16 protein-coding genes are annotated in these 15,256 nt (G+C 39.6%); 10 read left to right on the forward strand and 6 right to left on the reverse strand.

Annotated elements, in window-relative coordinates:
* Nucleotides 1-47 precede the first annotated feature (47 nt).
* The gene (locus tag G3T18_RS00875) at nt 48-1,598 is read right to left on the reverse strand and encodes a dolichyl-phosphate-mannose--protein mannosyltransferase (RefSeq protein ID WP_224408620.1); all 1,551 of its coding nucleotides are present in this window, start codon (nt 1,596-1,598) and stop codon (nt 48-50) included.
* Between the two features lie 112 nt (nt 1,599-1,710).
* On the opposite strand from G3T18_RS00875, the gene G3T18_RS00880 reads away from it, so the two are divergent.
* From G3T18_RS00880 to G3T18_RS00905, 6 genes are all read left to right on the forward strand, one after another.
* Nucleotides 1,711-3,150 (forward strand): NCS2 family permease, encoded by a 1,440-nt coding sequence (locus G3T18_RS00880; RefSeq protein WP_224408621.1) that lies wholly within the window; start codon nt 1,711-1,713, stop codon nt 3,148-3,150.
* A gap of 169 nt (nt 3,151-3,319) precedes the next feature.
* Nucleotides 3,320-4,093, forward strand: a complete 774-nt coding sequence (locus G3T18_RS00885; RefSeq protein WP_224408622.1) for an endonuclease/exonuclease/phosphatase family protein — start codon at nt 3,320-3,322, stop codon at nt 4,091-4,093.
* 94 nt (nt 4,094-4,187) lie between these two features.
* Entirely contained in the window at nt 4,188-4,769 is a 582-nt protein-coding gene (locus tag G3T18_RS00890) for an IS607 family transposase (RefSeq protein WP_224408660.1), read from the forward strand.
* Nucleotides 4,766-5,989: an RNA-guided endonuclease InsQ/TnpB family protein gene (locus G3T18_RS00895; protein WP_224408623.1), complete on the forward strand. Its 1,224-nt coding sequence runs from the start codon at nt 4,766-4,768 to the stop codon at nt 5,987-5,989. The genes G3T18_RS00890 and G3T18_RS00895 overlap by 4 nt, the downstream gene beginning before the upstream one ends.
* A gap of 89 nt (nt 5,990-6,078) precedes the next feature.
* Nucleotides 6,079-6,288, forward strand: coding sequence for a hypothetical protein (locus G3T18_RS00900; protein ID WP_224408624.1), 210 nt, complete (start codon nt 6,079-6,081; stop codon nt 6,286-6,288).
* Between the two features lie 185 nt (nt 6,289-6,473).
* Nucleotides 6,474-8,105, forward strand: a complete 1,632-nt coding sequence (locus G3T18_RS00905) for an NERD domain-containing protein (protein WP_224408661.1) — start codon at nt 6,474-6,476, stop codon at nt 8,103-8,105.
* Here G3T18_RS00905 and G3T18_RS00910 read toward each other — a convergent pair.
* The gene (locus G3T18_RS00910; RefSeq protein ID WP_224408625.1) at nt 8,082-8,312 is read right to left on the reverse strand and encodes a hypothetical protein; all 231 of its coding nucleotides are present in this window, start codon (nt 8,310-8,312) and stop codon (nt 8,082-8,084) included. The genes G3T18_RS00905 and G3T18_RS00910 overlap by 24 nt on opposite strands.
* A gap of 23 nt (nt 8,313-8,335) precedes the next feature.
* A complete protein-coding gene (locus G3T18_RS25830) occupies nt 8,336-8,581 on the reverse strand; it encodes a transposase (RefSeq protein WP_397333896.1) in 246 nt (81 codons plus the stop codon).
* Nucleotides 8,582-8,625: 44 nt separating this feature from the next.
* Here G3T18_RS25830 and G3T18_RS00920 point away from each other — a divergent pair, with 44 nt between their 5' ends.
* On the forward strand, nt 8,626-9,009 hold the full coding sequence (locus G3T18_RS00920) for an aldehyde dehydrogenase (RefSeq protein ID WP_224408626.1): 384 nt from the start codon (nt 8,626-8,628) through the stop codon (nt 9,007-9,009).
* Between the two features lie 269 nt (nt 9,010-9,278).
* Here G3T18_RS00920 and G3T18_RS00925 read toward each other — a convergent pair whose 3' ends face one another.
* From G3T18_RS00925 to G3T18_RS00935, 3 genes are all read right to left on the reverse strand, one after another.
* On the reverse strand, nt 9,279-9,596 hold the full coding sequence (locus G3T18_RS00925) for a hypothetical protein (protein WP_224408627.1): 318 nt from the start codon (nt 9,594-9,596) through the stop codon (nt 9,279-9,281).
* A 235-nt stretch (nt 9,597-9,831) separates the two neighbouring features.
* A complete protein-coding gene (locus G3T18_RS00930) occupies nt 9,832-10,695 on the reverse strand; it encodes a fructosamine kinase family protein (protein WP_224408628.1) in 864 nt (287 codons plus the stop codon).
* 62 nt (nt 10,696-10,757) lie between these two features.
* Nucleotides 10,758-12,053 carry a M16 family metallopeptidase gene (locus tag G3T18_RS00935; RefSeq protein ID WP_224408629.1) on the reverse strand — a complete coding sequence of 432 codons (1,296 nt, stop codon included), beginning with the start codon at nt 12,051-12,053 and terminating at the stop codon, nt 10,758-10,760.
* A gap of 245 nt (nt 12,054-12,298) precedes the next feature.
* Between G3T18_RS00935 and crtD the strand changes: the two genes are divergently transcribed.
* The 3 genes from crtD (at nt 12,299) to G3T18_RS00950 (ending at nt 15,056) form a co-directional block, all read left to right on the forward strand.
* Nucleotides 12,299-13,888, forward strand: a complete 1,590-nt coding sequence (gene crtD, locus G3T18_RS00940) for a C-3',4' desaturase CrtD (RefSeq protein WP_224408630.1) — start codon at nt 12,299-12,301, stop codon at nt 13,886-13,888.
* A gap of 177 nt (nt 13,889-14,065) precedes the next feature.
* Nucleotides 14,066-14,875 (forward strand): Rpn family recombination-promoting nuclease/putative transposase, encoded by an 810-nt coding sequence (locus tag G3T18_RS00945; RefSeq protein WP_224408631.1) that lies wholly within the window; start codon nt 14,066-14,068, stop codon nt 14,873-14,875.
* A gap of 10 nt (nt 14,876-14,885) precedes the next feature.
* Nucleotides 14,886-15,056, forward strand: a complete 171-nt coding sequence (locus tag G3T18_RS00950; RefSeq protein ID WP_224408632.1) for a hypothetical protein — start codon at nt 14,886-14,888, stop codon at nt 15,054-15,056.
* Nucleotides 15,057-15,256 lie beyond the last annotated feature (200 nt).

A 15,256-nucleotide genomic window follows, 5' to 3' on the forward strand; every position in this document is an offset into this window, starting at 1 on the left:
AATTCGGCTTCCTTAAATTCCGACTCTAAGGCTAATTTATTCGTCGATCAATTAATCCAGCTACTAAACCACATCCGCATTTGGAAACCTTGCTCGGATAAGGGTAAACCAAGATAAATGGGCAACCAAAACCAGAAAGCTAGTATAATCGACAAAACTACAGCTATACCAGCCCGACGGTAGAATAATTTTTCACTGGCGATCCAGCGTTCAACGATCCAAGCTAAGGCTAACTGGGCAAATACTGAAGCACTCATATAGTGATAAATAAAAGTGCAACGAGAAACTTTCATCCAGGGCAATAAATTAGCAGCATAGTTGCAGACTAAGTATAAAGCAATCCAAGTAGTTGTTGTGAGCGAAATTTTACCTAAACCACGCCGAAAAAGCCAGAAAATAAACAATAAAAGTAACAAAAAAATTGCTATTGATGACAACCACCATAAAATTGGGTTGCCCATTGCATGAACATCATAGATAACCGTACCCGTACCCGTAGGTAAAGGGGGATATTGGGGAACTGTTTCTGTAGTGTTGCGGGCAGTATGGTAAAAATAAGCCACTGGATGCTGCATGAAAATCCAGCTATACCAACGGGAACAATAAGGGTGAGCGTAGATTCCGCCGACATTTTGGTGAAAAGTGAGGATTTCTTGTTGCATTTCCCAAAATCCCGGTTTGGGAACCATTAGTAAATGAGGAATCCAACTAATACTATAACTGAGAGCGGGAATTATACCTAAATAGAGAACCATTTGCCAAAAATTAAGTTGAGTTAAGTTGGCGATCGCGGTTGAGGAAAGATGCGATTTAGAGAAACTTTTCACTCGTCGCTGCCACTTTTTGAGGAAATTTTTCTTGCGAGTTGAGGAAACTTGCTCGTGGTAAGAAAAAATGTTATCAAAGCGAATTGAGGCGATCGCGGCAATGATTCCCGGAATTAGCCAAATTAAATATACTCCCAGTAAGAATCCTAAGCCATTCCACTTAATTGCGGCAGATGCACCGAAAAAAATTCCGGCGATCGCTAGTTGGTTGCGACGTTGGCAGGGGGGTTTTTTTAAGGCTAACAGTAAAAATAACTGTCCGAGTAAACCAAAGCCTACCAGATAAATGTTATTCAGGGCGTAGCGCGATTCGACGAGGAATAAGCCGTCAACGGTAGCGAAAATTGCGGCAATTAAGCTGTAACTGCGACGGGAAGTTAATTGATAGGCGATCGCTGCGACGATTAAGGGCAAAAACGAACCTATGAAGGCGTTTAGCCAACGATAACTAAATGTGGAACGTAACGAACCTGTAAATCCGTTAATCCGATCGTGTCCGAAAGGCAGGTGAGAGCCAATCCAGATACCGATCGCGATGATATACTGCGACAAAGGCGGATGGGCGTTAAAAAAATCTTCGCCAATGAGATATTTATTCGCAAACTTGGCGTAGTATACTTCATCAAAGACTAAGGTATTAAATCTCTCCAAGCCCCAAAAACGTAAAATTAGCGAAATTACCCAAATACCGACTAAAGCAAGGGTAAACCACGGGAAGTGAGGCGAAACTGGCGAGGGATTTTGAGTTTTAGGTTGTGGGATTGTCCTCACGGTAAAATCACCTAATTGAGATAGTAGAGATTTAGGTAAACTGTGTCCAATTATGCCAAATGGGATTGCCTGAAATTTTACTCTAAAGATGTTGTTTGTTGACAAAAGCGTTATGAACGATCGCGAAGTTGAGCGATTAAATCCTCCAGAAACAGCATCTCCTTCCTCACCACCTCCTTCAGAAGGACAAATTTCTCGCTTTTTTCGTTTCCGAGAAAACCAAACTAACTTTCGCACTGAGATCCTCGCGGGAATCGTCAGTTTCTTGACGATGGCTTATATTTTGGTCGTCAATCCAGTTATTTTATCGAATGGCATTTTCCTCGAACAACCCCAGGATTTGTTTTCCGAGTTAGTGATGGCAACGAGTCTCGCCGCAGCTATTGCTACTTTAATTATGGGACTTTGGGCAAATTATCCTTTTGCCCTTGCTCCGGGAATGGGTTTAAATGCTTTTTTTGCTTATTCAGTTGTCCTCGGTTTGGGGATTGATTGGCGAGTTGCGCTGACGGCGATCTTTATTGAAGGATTGATTTTTATTCTTCTTACTCTTAGCGATCTTCGTCGTCAAATTGTTACTGCGATTCCTGCTTGTTTGAAACACGCTACGGCTACAGGAATTGGCTTTTTTATTGCTTATTTGGCTTTAACTGGTAGTGTGGAACAAGGGGGCGCAGGAATTATTATTGCTCCCGAACAAGGCACAATTACCAGTTTAGGAAATTTCGCTGAACCGAATACAATTGTCGCCATTATTGGGATTTTAATTACTGCTGCTTTTGTCGCTCGTCGCGTTACTGGGGCGCTGCTTTGGGGTATCCTCGCTACGGCAATTCTCGGTTGGATTCTGGGGGTTGCTTCTTTACCTGAAGGGATCTTTGCTTTACCTCCTTTACCTGTGGATTTAGTCGGACAAGCTTTGGTTGGTTTTTCTTTGCTTAGTTGGGAGCAAATTTGGGATTTTCTAGCAATTTTATTTGTCTTTTTGTTTGTTGATTTATTCGATACTATCGGCACTTTAGCTGGTGTTGCTGTGCAAGCCGGATATATTAATGAAGAAGGAGAGTTACCTCGCGCTAATCAAGCATTAATGGCAGATGCGATCGGTACTACTTGTGGGGCGTTATTGGGAACTTCTACGGTGACTACTTTTATTGAATCTGCGTCTGGGGTTTTAGAAGGTGGACGTACTGGCTTTACTGCTGTTGTCACCGCAATTTTGTTTGCAGTTTCTGTATTTTTCATTCCTTTAATTGCTGCAATTCCTGCTTTTGCAACTGTCCCTGCTTTACTGATTGTTGGTGTTTTAATGACGGGAAATGTGCGCTCGATTCGTTGGGATGACCCTGCTGAATCTATACCTTGTTTTCTGACAATTATTATGATGCCTTTAAGTTTCTCAATTGCTGAAGGGCTGGCTTTTGGTTTTATTACTTATCCCTTGATTAAAGCTTTTCAAGGTAAAGCACATGAAATTAAATTAATTCTTTGGATTCTCGCTGCTGTTTTTGTGCTTCGATTTGTGCTTACAGCTACTGGTTTAACTGAGTAGTTAGTAAGTTTTTAGTTGTCTTAATCTCGAATTGCTGTAACCTAGAAAGAGAAATTAATCCTTCTCATTCATTATCTTAGCTAAAACACAATCTAACTCAAAAATAACTGGCGAGCGATCGCTAATTCTTTCTACTTACCGTTTTAGCCATAGCACGTAAGCAATCGAGATGCAACTAAAAGTAATAACATTTAACATTCGTTACGACAAACCCGATCCCGGAGAAAATAACTGGCAGGTGAGAAAAAAGGCGATCGCGTCCCTGATCGATCGTTATTCCCCAGACTTAATCGGCACTCAAGAAGGTAAAGCACATCAGTTACTCGACTTACACCGAATGTTACCAGCTTATCAAAGCGTTGGCAGTTCTCGCACCCCAGACGGCGCTGGCGAATATTGTGCTATTCTCTATCGTCGCGATCGCTGTCAATGTCTCCAAACCAACGAATTTTGGCTTAGTGACACCCCAGAAATCCCCGGTAGCGTCGGTGCAAACTGGGGAAATCACCTCCCCCGCATTGTCACTTCTTCAGTATTTGCCCTGACAAACCAAGATAAAAAAGTTACTTTATCCAACACTCATTTCGACTACGATAGCACCAAAGCGCGAGACTTAGGAGCAAAATTAATACACTCGCGCCTCAGTAAATTTAACTGGCAAGACTCGTATCTTTTCCTCACAGGCGATTTTAACTCTCCTCCCGACAGTTTCCCGCGTCAAACCTTAGCTAATATTCCTCTCCACGATGCTTTAGCCGGAAGAGAATTAAACCAACAAATGACCTACCATGAATTTACAGGCAAAGCCTTCGCTGCCATCGATACAATTTATTACGACAAACGCGTCAAATTAAACCAAGTAAAAATAGATACCTCTCGCTGGGAAAAAGTTTTCCCCTCAGATCACTTTCCTGTCATCGCCGAATTTGAACAAAATGAGTGACGCATTCCCCCACCTGTCCCAAGGTGTGGCATAACAGATCGTATCGTAAACTTTAAATAAAAATATAATCAAATATAGTCATTCATGTTAATATATAGAAATGAAGCTCTCAGACTATGCAAAAAAAGCAGGAATAAGTTATCGAACAGCCTGGAGGTGGTGGAAACAAGGTATTTTGACAGGTTATCAATCACCGACTGGCACAATTATAATTCTCTCGGAAGAAAACTCAAAATCTGACTTGATAGCTTGTATTTATGCGAGGGTTTCTAGTGCAGAAAACAAAGATAATCTAGATCGTCAAGCAGAGCGACTCAAAGATTACTCCATAGCTCGTGGCTATAAAATTTACAAAATAGTCAAAGAGATAGGGAGTGGGTTAAATGATAATCGTCAACAATTAGGAAAGATTTTAGTAGATCCAAATTATAATGTGTTGGTAGTAGAACACAAAGACCGATTAGCCCGATTTGGAACTAATTACATAAAACTTCTCTTAAAAGAACTTAACAAAGAATTAGAAATTGTTAATCAGAGTGAGGACAAACAAGATGAACTTATGGAAGACTTAATCGCAATTATTACCTCATTTTGTTCTCGAATTTATGGACTGAGAAGGTCAAAAAGAAAAACCGAGAAAATCATAGCAGAGTTAAAATCAAATGAACAGAAATGAAATTAGCTGAAAGACATATAATTAAGAAAGGACACAAATTTTGGGCAGAGATAGATGAATTATCTGGGCAGTCCAAAAATTTGTATAATGCAGCTAATTACATAATTCGTCAAAATTTCATTTATGGTCATGGCTATTTGACCTATAATCAGATGGATTCTCTGATGAAACAGACTCCACAATATAAAGCCTTACCCGCTAAAGTTTCACAGCAAGTATTAAGAGGATTAGAAAAAAACTGGAAGTCATTTTTTAGAAGTTTATCAGAATATAAAGAGAATCAATCGAAGTTTCTGGGGAAACCCAAAATCCCAGGTTATAAAAATACAAAAAAGGGAAGAAACTTATTAGTTTACACCATTCAAGCCATTAGTAAAGTATCTCTGAAGAAAGGATTTATTAACCCCTCCAAAAGTAATATTAAATTTCCCACTAAAGTAGGCAAATCAATAGCTGAAGTGAGAATTGTCCCCAAATGTGATTGTTATGTAATCGAGGTAATCTATGAGGAAACTGAACAGTTATTAAAAACTAATAGTCAGATAGCTGCTATCGATTTAGGTGTAGATAATTTGATGGCTGTAACTTCAAATCAACCGGGTTTTGTCCCTTTGTTGATTAATGGCAGACCGTTAAAAAGCTTAAATCAATTTTATAACCGACGTTGCTCAAAATTACAATCCCTACTTCAAGGTAATCAACAAAACTCTCAAAGAATTCGTCGTCTTACTAGATGTCGAAATCATTTGGTTGATGATTATCTTCATCAAGCTAGTCGTTATCTCGTGAATCTTTTAATGGCTGAAGAGATTACGACATTAGTAATTGGCTATAATCCGGGTTGGAAACAAGAAATTGAGTTAGGTTCCCTCAATAATCAAAAATTTGTCACTATTCCTCATAGAAGACTAATTGAGATGATTACTTATAAATGTAAAAAAGAGGGAATAAAGGTAATTCTTCAAGAAGAATCTTACACCAGTGTTGCCAATTTTCTCAATTTAGATCCTCTTCCCGTCTATGGAGAAGAAACAGAAAAGCCAATCTTTACAGGGAAAAGAATTAAGCGAGGTTTGTATAAAAGCGATCGAGGGCAACTTGTTCAAGCAGATGTCATTGGCTCCTATAACATTTTAAGAAAAGCATTCCCAAATGCGTTTAATCGCTATGGGATAGAGAGGTGTGTAGTTCACCCTAGGAGAATCAATCTCTCAAAGTAAAAGCGAAGGAAATTTCTGCAATGAAATTTAGTCTGTCTATATTTGACTATACTTTTACTAACTATAACCACCGTCACCTAGGATAGATTATGAACAAGAAACTATCTCTCGCCGCGATCGCCTCAGCTATGACAGTTGGCGTATTGCTAGGAGTCACAAGTAATGCACAACCTTGCTCATTTAGCAAGTACAAACAAGCCGAATCTCAGCCCACAATTCCTAATTGGGTAGGATTTATGGCGATGGGCGCGATCGGCAGTAGCATAATTGTCAACGAAATGACTAAAAATTCACTGTAAATAATTTACTCACTCAGGAAAAACAACTAATATCAAAAATTGTCCTGAGAATCCCTCACTAAATCAAAGATTATAGTGAGGGAGTATGTCAATACACTTAAATATTAACTACAAACATTTTTTGTCACCATAGTCTATGATTTTTATATCGCCGAATTAAAAAGGAAATCTGCTTTGTGGCAAAAATGTATCCCGAAACTTTAAACCCTGATGTGAAAAGCCCTGCGGAAAGACTTTTATATCAAGCCTTCGCTGAACAATTACCAGACAATTATACCGTTTTACATCAAGTTTCTTGGCAATATCGTCATCCCAATAGTCTTGTTGAAGATGGGGAAACAGATTTTGTCATTGTTGAACCTAGTTTAGGTATTTTAATTCTGGAAGTAAAAGGTGGTAAAATACGCTACGATTCTACCCTCGATAAATGGTACAGTAATCAACATCAAATCAAAGACCCTTTTTGGCAAGTTCGTCAGAGTAAACACCAACTTATCAAATTACTTAAAGAAAAATCTTATTGGCAAAAACGCTGGATTGATATCGGACATTGTGTAGCTTTTCCAGATGTAATTGTTCCCCAACGACTACTTCCTGATGCTCCACGGGAAATTATTCTTGATAACAGTAATCTTGATAATTTAGCTACTTGGATTAAAGATGTACTAATTTATTACCGTCGTCAGGATAAAAATCAGGAAGCTGGTAATTTTTTCAGCATTCAACGTTTAGTAAATCTTCTCAAACCATCAATTTATTTGCCATCTTTACTGAGTGCAACTATTCAACATCAGAAACAAGAATTAATTAAACTTAGCGAACAACAATTTCGCATTCTTGACTTTTTAGGAAGACATCGACGTGCAGCTATTAGTGGTTGTGCGGGTTCGGGTAAAACCTTGTTAGCAATGGAAAAAGTTCGTCGTCTCAGAGAACAAGAATTTACGGTTTTACTTGTTTGTTATAACAGAGGTTTAGCTAAGTTTTTGCGTCGTTCATTTGTTCGAGATAAAGATTTATATATTTATAATTTTCATGCTTTGTGTAAAAAACTTGTTAGTCAAGCGAATATATCTCTTACTAAAAAGCAAACTAATAATAAAAATCTTCTTTTCAATGAAATTTATCCCTCGCTACTTGTGGATGCTGCTAACAAACTTAACTGGAATGTTGATGCAATTGTTGTCGATGAAGGACAAGATTTTCAAACTAACTGGTGGTTAAGTTTAAGAAGTTTGTTATCAAATCCAGATAATGGCATTTTTTATGTTTTTTATGATGATAACCAAAATCTTTATCAGCAAAAAAGTTATCAGTTTCCTTCAGAATTAGAAATATCTCCCTTTGTCTTAACCGAAAATTGGCGCAACACTAAAAGAATTCATGACCATGTATTACAATATTATCGTGGCGAAAATTCACTTACTGTCTTAGGAGAAGAAGGACGAGATCTAGAATTTTATACTTATCCAAGTAACAATAATGAAGCCTTAAAAAGGCAACTTGGTCGTCTTTTATATCGTTTAGTTTTTGATGAAGGTGTCAAAGCTGATGAAATTGCAATTTTGACAACTACGCGGAAACAATCACTACAAAATCAGCTTGCAGGACAGTTCCGAATTAAAGCAGACCCAGACCCTTATTGTCAAGAGATTTTGTGCAATACAATTTATTATTTCAAGGGACTAGAAAGTCCGGTAGTAATTTTAGTGGAAACTCAGTTAAATCAAATTCCTCAACTGAGAAATCTGCTTTATGTAGGTGCTTCTCGTGCGCGTAATCATTTAATTGTACTACAGCCGGAAGAAGAATTTTAAACTGGTAATAGGAATAATTAATGGTCGATATCCTCTACTAAAAATAATGTCACCTTTTTTGAAGCCAAGTTTTTGAGCTTCGACATCACTCGGATGTCCCCAACGGCGAATCTTTAACGAATCTGGGTCAAGGTGTTCTAACCTGATATAATAATCCACATCAGCCTTACTAAGGTCATCAATTTTGGTCTTTACATTGACCGCCATTTGCTCAGACCAGTTCCAAAAAATTATGCAACAGTAGCTAAAGCTGACAAAATATAATCCCATCCGGTTAAGGAAATAACAATTTCTGGAGAAAATCCTTGAATAACACAGCTAACTTTCTCTTTAAGACTAGATAAAGAATCATAATTTTCCCAACTTAAGTGCTGTTTTAAATACTGCCAAACTCTTTCTATAGGATTTAATTCGGGACTATAAGGTGATTGAAAAGAAATTGATAGAAAAACCGTGATCCATTTACCACTAAAAATAGCTCAACTTCTGAGAAGATAAATATTGCCAAATAAGTAGGAAAATGTTTGCAAAAATAAATGTAGCGCAATCAAAGTTTGACTTTGTTAAAAATTGCTTTAAAGATCCTTCTGCTGAACAAGCTAAAGTGGCAATTGCAATTCGTAATGCAATTGCCACTTTAGGAAAAATTGAAAGTAAATTTATTAGAGCAGAAGCATCTTTTGAAGATCTAGATTCACTCCCTTTTTGGTCTTTATGTGGAGATGCTGGATTTAACACAGTAAAATTTATTGAAGCTATTGAGTTAGAACTCGGTATTCACTTTTTAGAAGAAAAAATTGAACATTCGTCAGTAAGAGACCCCGATCTAAATATACATATGAAAATCCATGAGTTTATTAACGAGTTTTACATATGGTACGAATATAGCCGAGATACGGACTAGATGGGGGCTTTTAGGGGTATGATTTTAATACCAGTTACAAAAAACAATGCTACAATCAATCTAGAACTAAGAACTAAGAAGATGAAAGTTGACTACAGCGAAAAAATTTCTCAGAGTTCCGAAGAGTTAAAAAAGTTACTCGAACGCCTCATCTAAAGTCACTCTAACTTCCTCCACACCTGCTCACATTCGTCTGATTCACTCCGCATCTGACTAACCCATTCTTGAGCATCTTGACCTTTTAACAAATTGGGTACAATTCCACGAAATTATTGTAAGGAACGCTGACGTTTTTTGTTCTTTGTTTCAGCAATATACTGAAGCAAATGTTCATAATTTGCATCAATAGATTGACCTTCTTCAACCCGCTCATCTTCCTGAATACGCTGTTCTAAATAATGTAAAACTTCAAGCCGTTCTTCCTTGTTCAAACTATCAATTTGTGTGAAAACATCTTTAACTTTTGGACTCATACTTCCTCCAAAATGTTTCAAATAATCTGGGTTAAAACTAAGGTCAGCAGGTAAACCCTTCGCAGCCCCAACTACCCCTAATTTTACTGCTAAATCATAAGCACTTTCTGCCATTATCCCTGTACCAACCCATCTAACATTTTATCACCTTCGGAATGTTTTCGAGCATTACAATCTTTACAACGACGCTCATTGATTGAAAAAGATATGCAGGACGATGAAACCTACTTCACGGTTACGCCGATTCTGAAATGGTATCTTCAAACTATAAAATAGATTTGTTTTTATGTATTAGTTCTTCCTCCTTAGAAAAAATGACTGAGAATTAAGGTAAAAACAGAGGAATAAACTATTTAAGGATTTGCTGAAGCATTCGACTTGCTTGGGAACCGTAGCCGCCGCCAAACAAATTAAAATGATTCAAAATGTGATAAAGATTATACAAAGTTTTCCTTTGTTTATAACCTTCATCTAATTGCCAAACTTCGTTATAACCGCGATAAAAAGCAGCAGGGAAACCGCCAAATAATTCAGTCATTGCCACATCGACTTCACGATCGCCCCAATATGTGGCAGGATCTAAAATAACTGGTTCTCCTGTTACGGTGGAGGCTGCGTTTCCCGACCACAAGTCCCCATGTACTAAGGAAGGTTGCGGTTGACGATCTGCTAAAATTGCTCGTACTTGGCTAATTACCTCATTAGTATCGGGGAAACTACCACCTTTACGTTTCGCTAGTCGCAATTGATAGCCAATTCTGTGTTCGGCGAAAAAGTCTGCCCAATTTTCTGTCCAAGTATTGATTTGTGGTGTGGAACCGATAGTATTGTTGGTGTCCCAGCCGAATTTATCTGCGCCTTTGGTTTGGTGCATAGCAGCTAGTTTGCGCCCCATTTCGGTAGAGGTTTCGCTACTACTAGAACCAAATTCTAGCCATTCCATAACGATGTAGGCAGTTTGGTCTACTGTACCCCAACAAATCGGTTTGGGAACGCGAATTGTTTGGGTTTCATACATTTGTTTTAAACCCAAGGCTTCGGCGGCAAACATATCCGCAAAGGAAGCAGAATTGATTTTTAAGAAGTAGTTGCAATTTTGTCCTTCGAGACAATAACATTGATTGATACAGCCGCCACCAACGGAACGACGGTTTTCAAGCTTGAATTTTTCTTGAGTATGGGTTGAGATTTGTTCGGCGATTTGATTCCACATTTTTAGTAATTCTGAGAGAGACGTTTGGGATAACGTCTCTACATATACCAAACATCGAACAATTATTCTGGTTTGACAGCAACTACACCATAAGCATCAAAAGAGAGATAGCGTTGTGCAGCTATTTGTAAGTCTACCGCTTCGATCGCTTGAATGCGATCGGGATAATTGATTGCTGGGGCTAAATCTCCGATTTGGGATTGATAATATCCGTAGAGGTTAGCGCGATCGCTGGGTTTTTCGTTGGCAAAAACGAAACGATTTGCTACTTTAGTACGCAGACGAGTTATATCTGCTTCGGCAATTAGTTCGTTGTTGAGTTGGCGGATGTGTTCGGCGATCGCATTTTCGACTTCGGTAAGATTTTCCGGTGGTAACATTGCATAGATATAAAATGCTCCCTGAATTAATTGCGTCATGTTACTCGCACCGATGGAAGATACCAGTTGCCGTTCTTCGCGTAAATCCCGAAACAGTCTCGACATCTTACCCTGTCCTAAAATCGCTGCTAGAATGTCCAGGGCATAGGTTTCTGCAACCGAGTTCATTCCCGGTACTCGCCACAACATCACTAAACGGGCTTGTTGCAGGGTTTCATCAATGTATTCTCGCCGCACAATATCGGTAAAACTAGGTTCGGGGAAGAAAGTTTCTCGTTCGCCTAACCAAGGCATTTTCCCCGCAAATTTATCTTCGCTGTAGCATTGTTCAAATCCAGCGTTAACAATACCAATTAATTCCTCCACAGGTAAATTACCCACTACCGCCGCCGTCATTAATTCAGGTCGATACCACTGGCTGTGAAAGTTCCGCATTTGTTGCGCTTCCAGTTGAGAAATTACCTCTGTCGGTCCTAATACCGAACGGCGATAGGGTAAATGCTCGAAACCTGTTCCCATTGCTCGATAAAACGTGCGACGACGAGGATTATCTTCCGAACGACGAATTTCTTCCAAAATTACTAGACGTTCGCGTGCAAACGCATCGTCAGCAATGCAAGGATTGACAACTACGTCTATTTGCAATGGTGCTAACTTGGCAAAATCTTTGGGGGCGGTGGTGATGTAATAGTGAGTATAATCCTGACTCGTGGCGGCGTTGGTAACTGCACCCCGTTCTTCGATTAAACGTTCAAAGTCCCCTGCTTTCAGTCGGGGTGTTCCTTTAAAAACCATGTGTTCGAGAAAATGAGCCATGCCGTTGATAGCATCGGGTTCGACGGCAGAACCCACTTTTAACCAGATATTCAAACTTACCGCATCCACGGCCATCTGTTCTGCAACAATAGTTAAACCGTTGGGTAATTGCCTTACTGTGGGCGCATTCAGGGTTGGAGTCGAAAGCAGAGTTGATGTCATTCGCTAATTACAAATATTTGTTAATTCTGCTTTTATCTTAACTAGGTTAGGGAATTAGGCGATCGCGCACTTCCTTCTTAACTTTTCTCAACAAATGTTTACAATGTGATTGGGGACTGGGAATTGGGGACTGGGAATTGGGGACTGGGGACTGGGGACTGGGGACTGGGGACTGGGGATTGGGGATTGGGGACTGGGGACTGGGGACTGGAGACTGGGTGAAAACTTATTTTTAATACATACTTATGCAAAAAAGTCAAGAAAAAACACAAAAAAATCGTGTAGTAGTTGTTGGGGCGGGAATTGGCGGACTCACAGCCGGGGCATTACTAGCTCGTCGAGGCTACGATGTCCTTATTTTAGATCAGGCGATCGCACCCGGAGGCTGTGCCTCAACCTTCAAACGACGAGAATTTACCTTTGATGTCGGTGCAACCCAAGTAGCAGGTTTAGAGCCTGGAGGCATCCACAAACGCATCTTTGATGAGTTAGAAATAGAGTTACCATCAGCCACACCTTGCGATCCAGCTTGCGCGGTATTCTTACCAGGAGAAACCGAACCAATTAGTGTTTGGCGCGACCCGAAAAAATGGCAATTAGAGAGACAAAAACAGTTTCCCAGCAGCGAACCTTTTTGGCAATTAATGTCAAATTTATTTCGTGCTAGCTGGCGATTTCAAAGTAGAGATCCAGTCTTACCGCCGCGCAATTTATGGGATCTTTGGCAGTTAATTGCTGCCCTCCGTTTAGATACTTTTATCACCGTACCTTTTACTTTCATGACCGTAAGTGATGCCTTAAGAGGATATCGGATTTATGATGACAAAAGGCTGCGAACATTTTTAGATTTACAACTAAAACTTTATTCCCAAGTTGATGCCGATGAAACAGCTTTATTGTATGCAGCAACAGCATTAGGAGTATCTCAAGAACCACAGGGATTATATCATTTACAAGGCAGTATGCAGGTATTAAGCGATCGCCTCGTTGAAGGATTAGAGAAATACGGCGGTAAACTATTAATGCGCCACACTGTCGAAAAAATTCATACTAACTCAGGAAGAATAACTGGAGTTAGCATTCGTAACCAAAAAACTAACGAAATTTGGTTTCAAGCTGCCCATAAAGTAGTTGCTAATGTTACAGTGCATAATTTAGTTAAATTGTTAGATCTAAACTCTAATCTAGAGAAATCTTCTCCGACAACTTTACAGCAATCGTGGCGACAAAAACTAACTACAAAACTACTTTTTCCTAGTTATAAAAAAAGAGTAGATAAATTACCTTCACCATCAGGTGCATTTGTAATTTATCTTGGTGTAGAACAAAGTGCCATTCCTAAAAATTGTCCGCCTCACCTACAATTTCTCTACGACTACGACGGAGAAATAGGTGAAAATAACTCATTATTCGTATCAGTTAGTAAACCAGGAGACGGACGCGCCCCAACCGGAAAAGCGACAATTATTGCATCATCATTTACCGATACTCGAAAATGGTGGCGAGGCACAGAAAAAGATTATCAACGCCTAAAACAAGAATATACCGAAAACGCGATCGCTCGCCTAGCAGAATACTTCCACCTCACCCCAGAAACCATTATCCACACCGAAGCCGCCACACCGCGCACATTTGCCCGTTTTACCGCCCGCGAAGACGGTTTCGTCGGCGGAATTGGACAAAGAATACCCACATTTGGTCCCTTTAGTTTTGCTACTCGAACCCCAATTGCTAACTTATGGTTAGTCGGCGACTCCACCCACCCAGGAGAAGGAACCGCAGGCGTTAGTTATTCCGCCCTGACTGTGGTAAGACAAATACAAGCAGATGAATAACCCAGGAATTAAGACAATTTTTAAGTAATAATTTTCCTAATCAACAGAATCAGTTCTTAATGAGTGACTAGCTGATGTTTAAATATATTTTTCTCTTTATTTCCTCTCTTACATTTATGTAGATTTAGCGATCGCCAACGTCGTAAAATCTACATACCGAATCAGAATAAAAACAGCGTGAAAACCGATACCATATTTTATCGCCTTTTTCAATCTTTTCCCAGCAGCTTCTTTGAACTGATTCAACTTCCGCCTTCAACAGCAGAAACTTATCAATTTGCCTCAGTAGAAATCAAACAGCTTGCTTTCCGCATTGACGGCGTATTTCTTCCGGCTACAGAAGCAACTGAAGAACCGATTTACTTTGTTGAAGTCCAATTTCAACCAGACAAAAACTTTTACTCTCGCTTTTTTGCCGAAATCTTTTTGTATTTGGACAAAACTGAACTAAAAAACGACTGGCGTGCAGTTGTTATCTATCCGACGCGCAATACTGATAAAGGAGAAATAACGCGCTATCGAGCCTTACTCGCATCGGAACAAGTTAATCGTCTTTATCTGGATGAATTAGATTTTACTACTGAAGAGACTCTTGGCATAGAAACAGTAAAATTAGTAGTAGCTGACGAGGAAACAGCACCCGTTCGGGCAAGACAGTTAATTGAGAAAGCCACAACAGAAATAACTGATGCTTCTCGACAAAGAGAGCTAATACAATTAATAGAAACGATCGTAGTTTACAAGTTTACCAACTTAAGTCGTAAGGAGATTGAAGCCATGTTAGGATTAGGCGACATCAAGCAAAGTAAGGTCTATCAAGAAGCTTTTCAGGAAGGTGAAGAGCGCGTTAAGCTAGCCGCAGTACCCGCAATGTTGGCTTTAGGGGCATCTGTGGAGTATATCGCTGAGGTATTGGCTATGGATGTGGAGGAAGTCAGCGAATTAGCCCAAAATCAACCTCAAATCAATTCTGGAGACGAAAATTAAGCGTGATTTGGTGAAAGAGGCGATCGCCTTTTTCCCCTTTCCCCCTTTAAGCGCCAAAGAGAGCAAGGAGATCGAAGCCATGTTAGGATTAGGCGACATCAAGCAAAGCAAGGTCTATCAAGAAGCTTTTCAGGAAGGTATCCAAGAAGGTGAAAAGCGTGCTGAAAAGCGCGGTAAGTGAGAAGCAGTACCCGCAATGTTGAATTTAGGTGCATCAGTAGAGTATATCGCGGAGGTTTTAGCTTTGGATGTGGAGCAAGTCCGAGAAATAGCCGAAAATCAGCCTCAAATCAATTCTGGAGAGGAAAATTAAACGCGATTTGGGGAAAAGCGATCGCAACCTCAACTAGCTTGGTGTACTGAACGACAATAGTAAATAAC

The organism is Oscillatoria salina IIICB1 (assembly GCF_020144665.1).
Lineage (GTDB): Bacteria > Cyanobacteriota > Cyanobacteriia > Cyanobacteriales > SIO1D9 > IIICB1.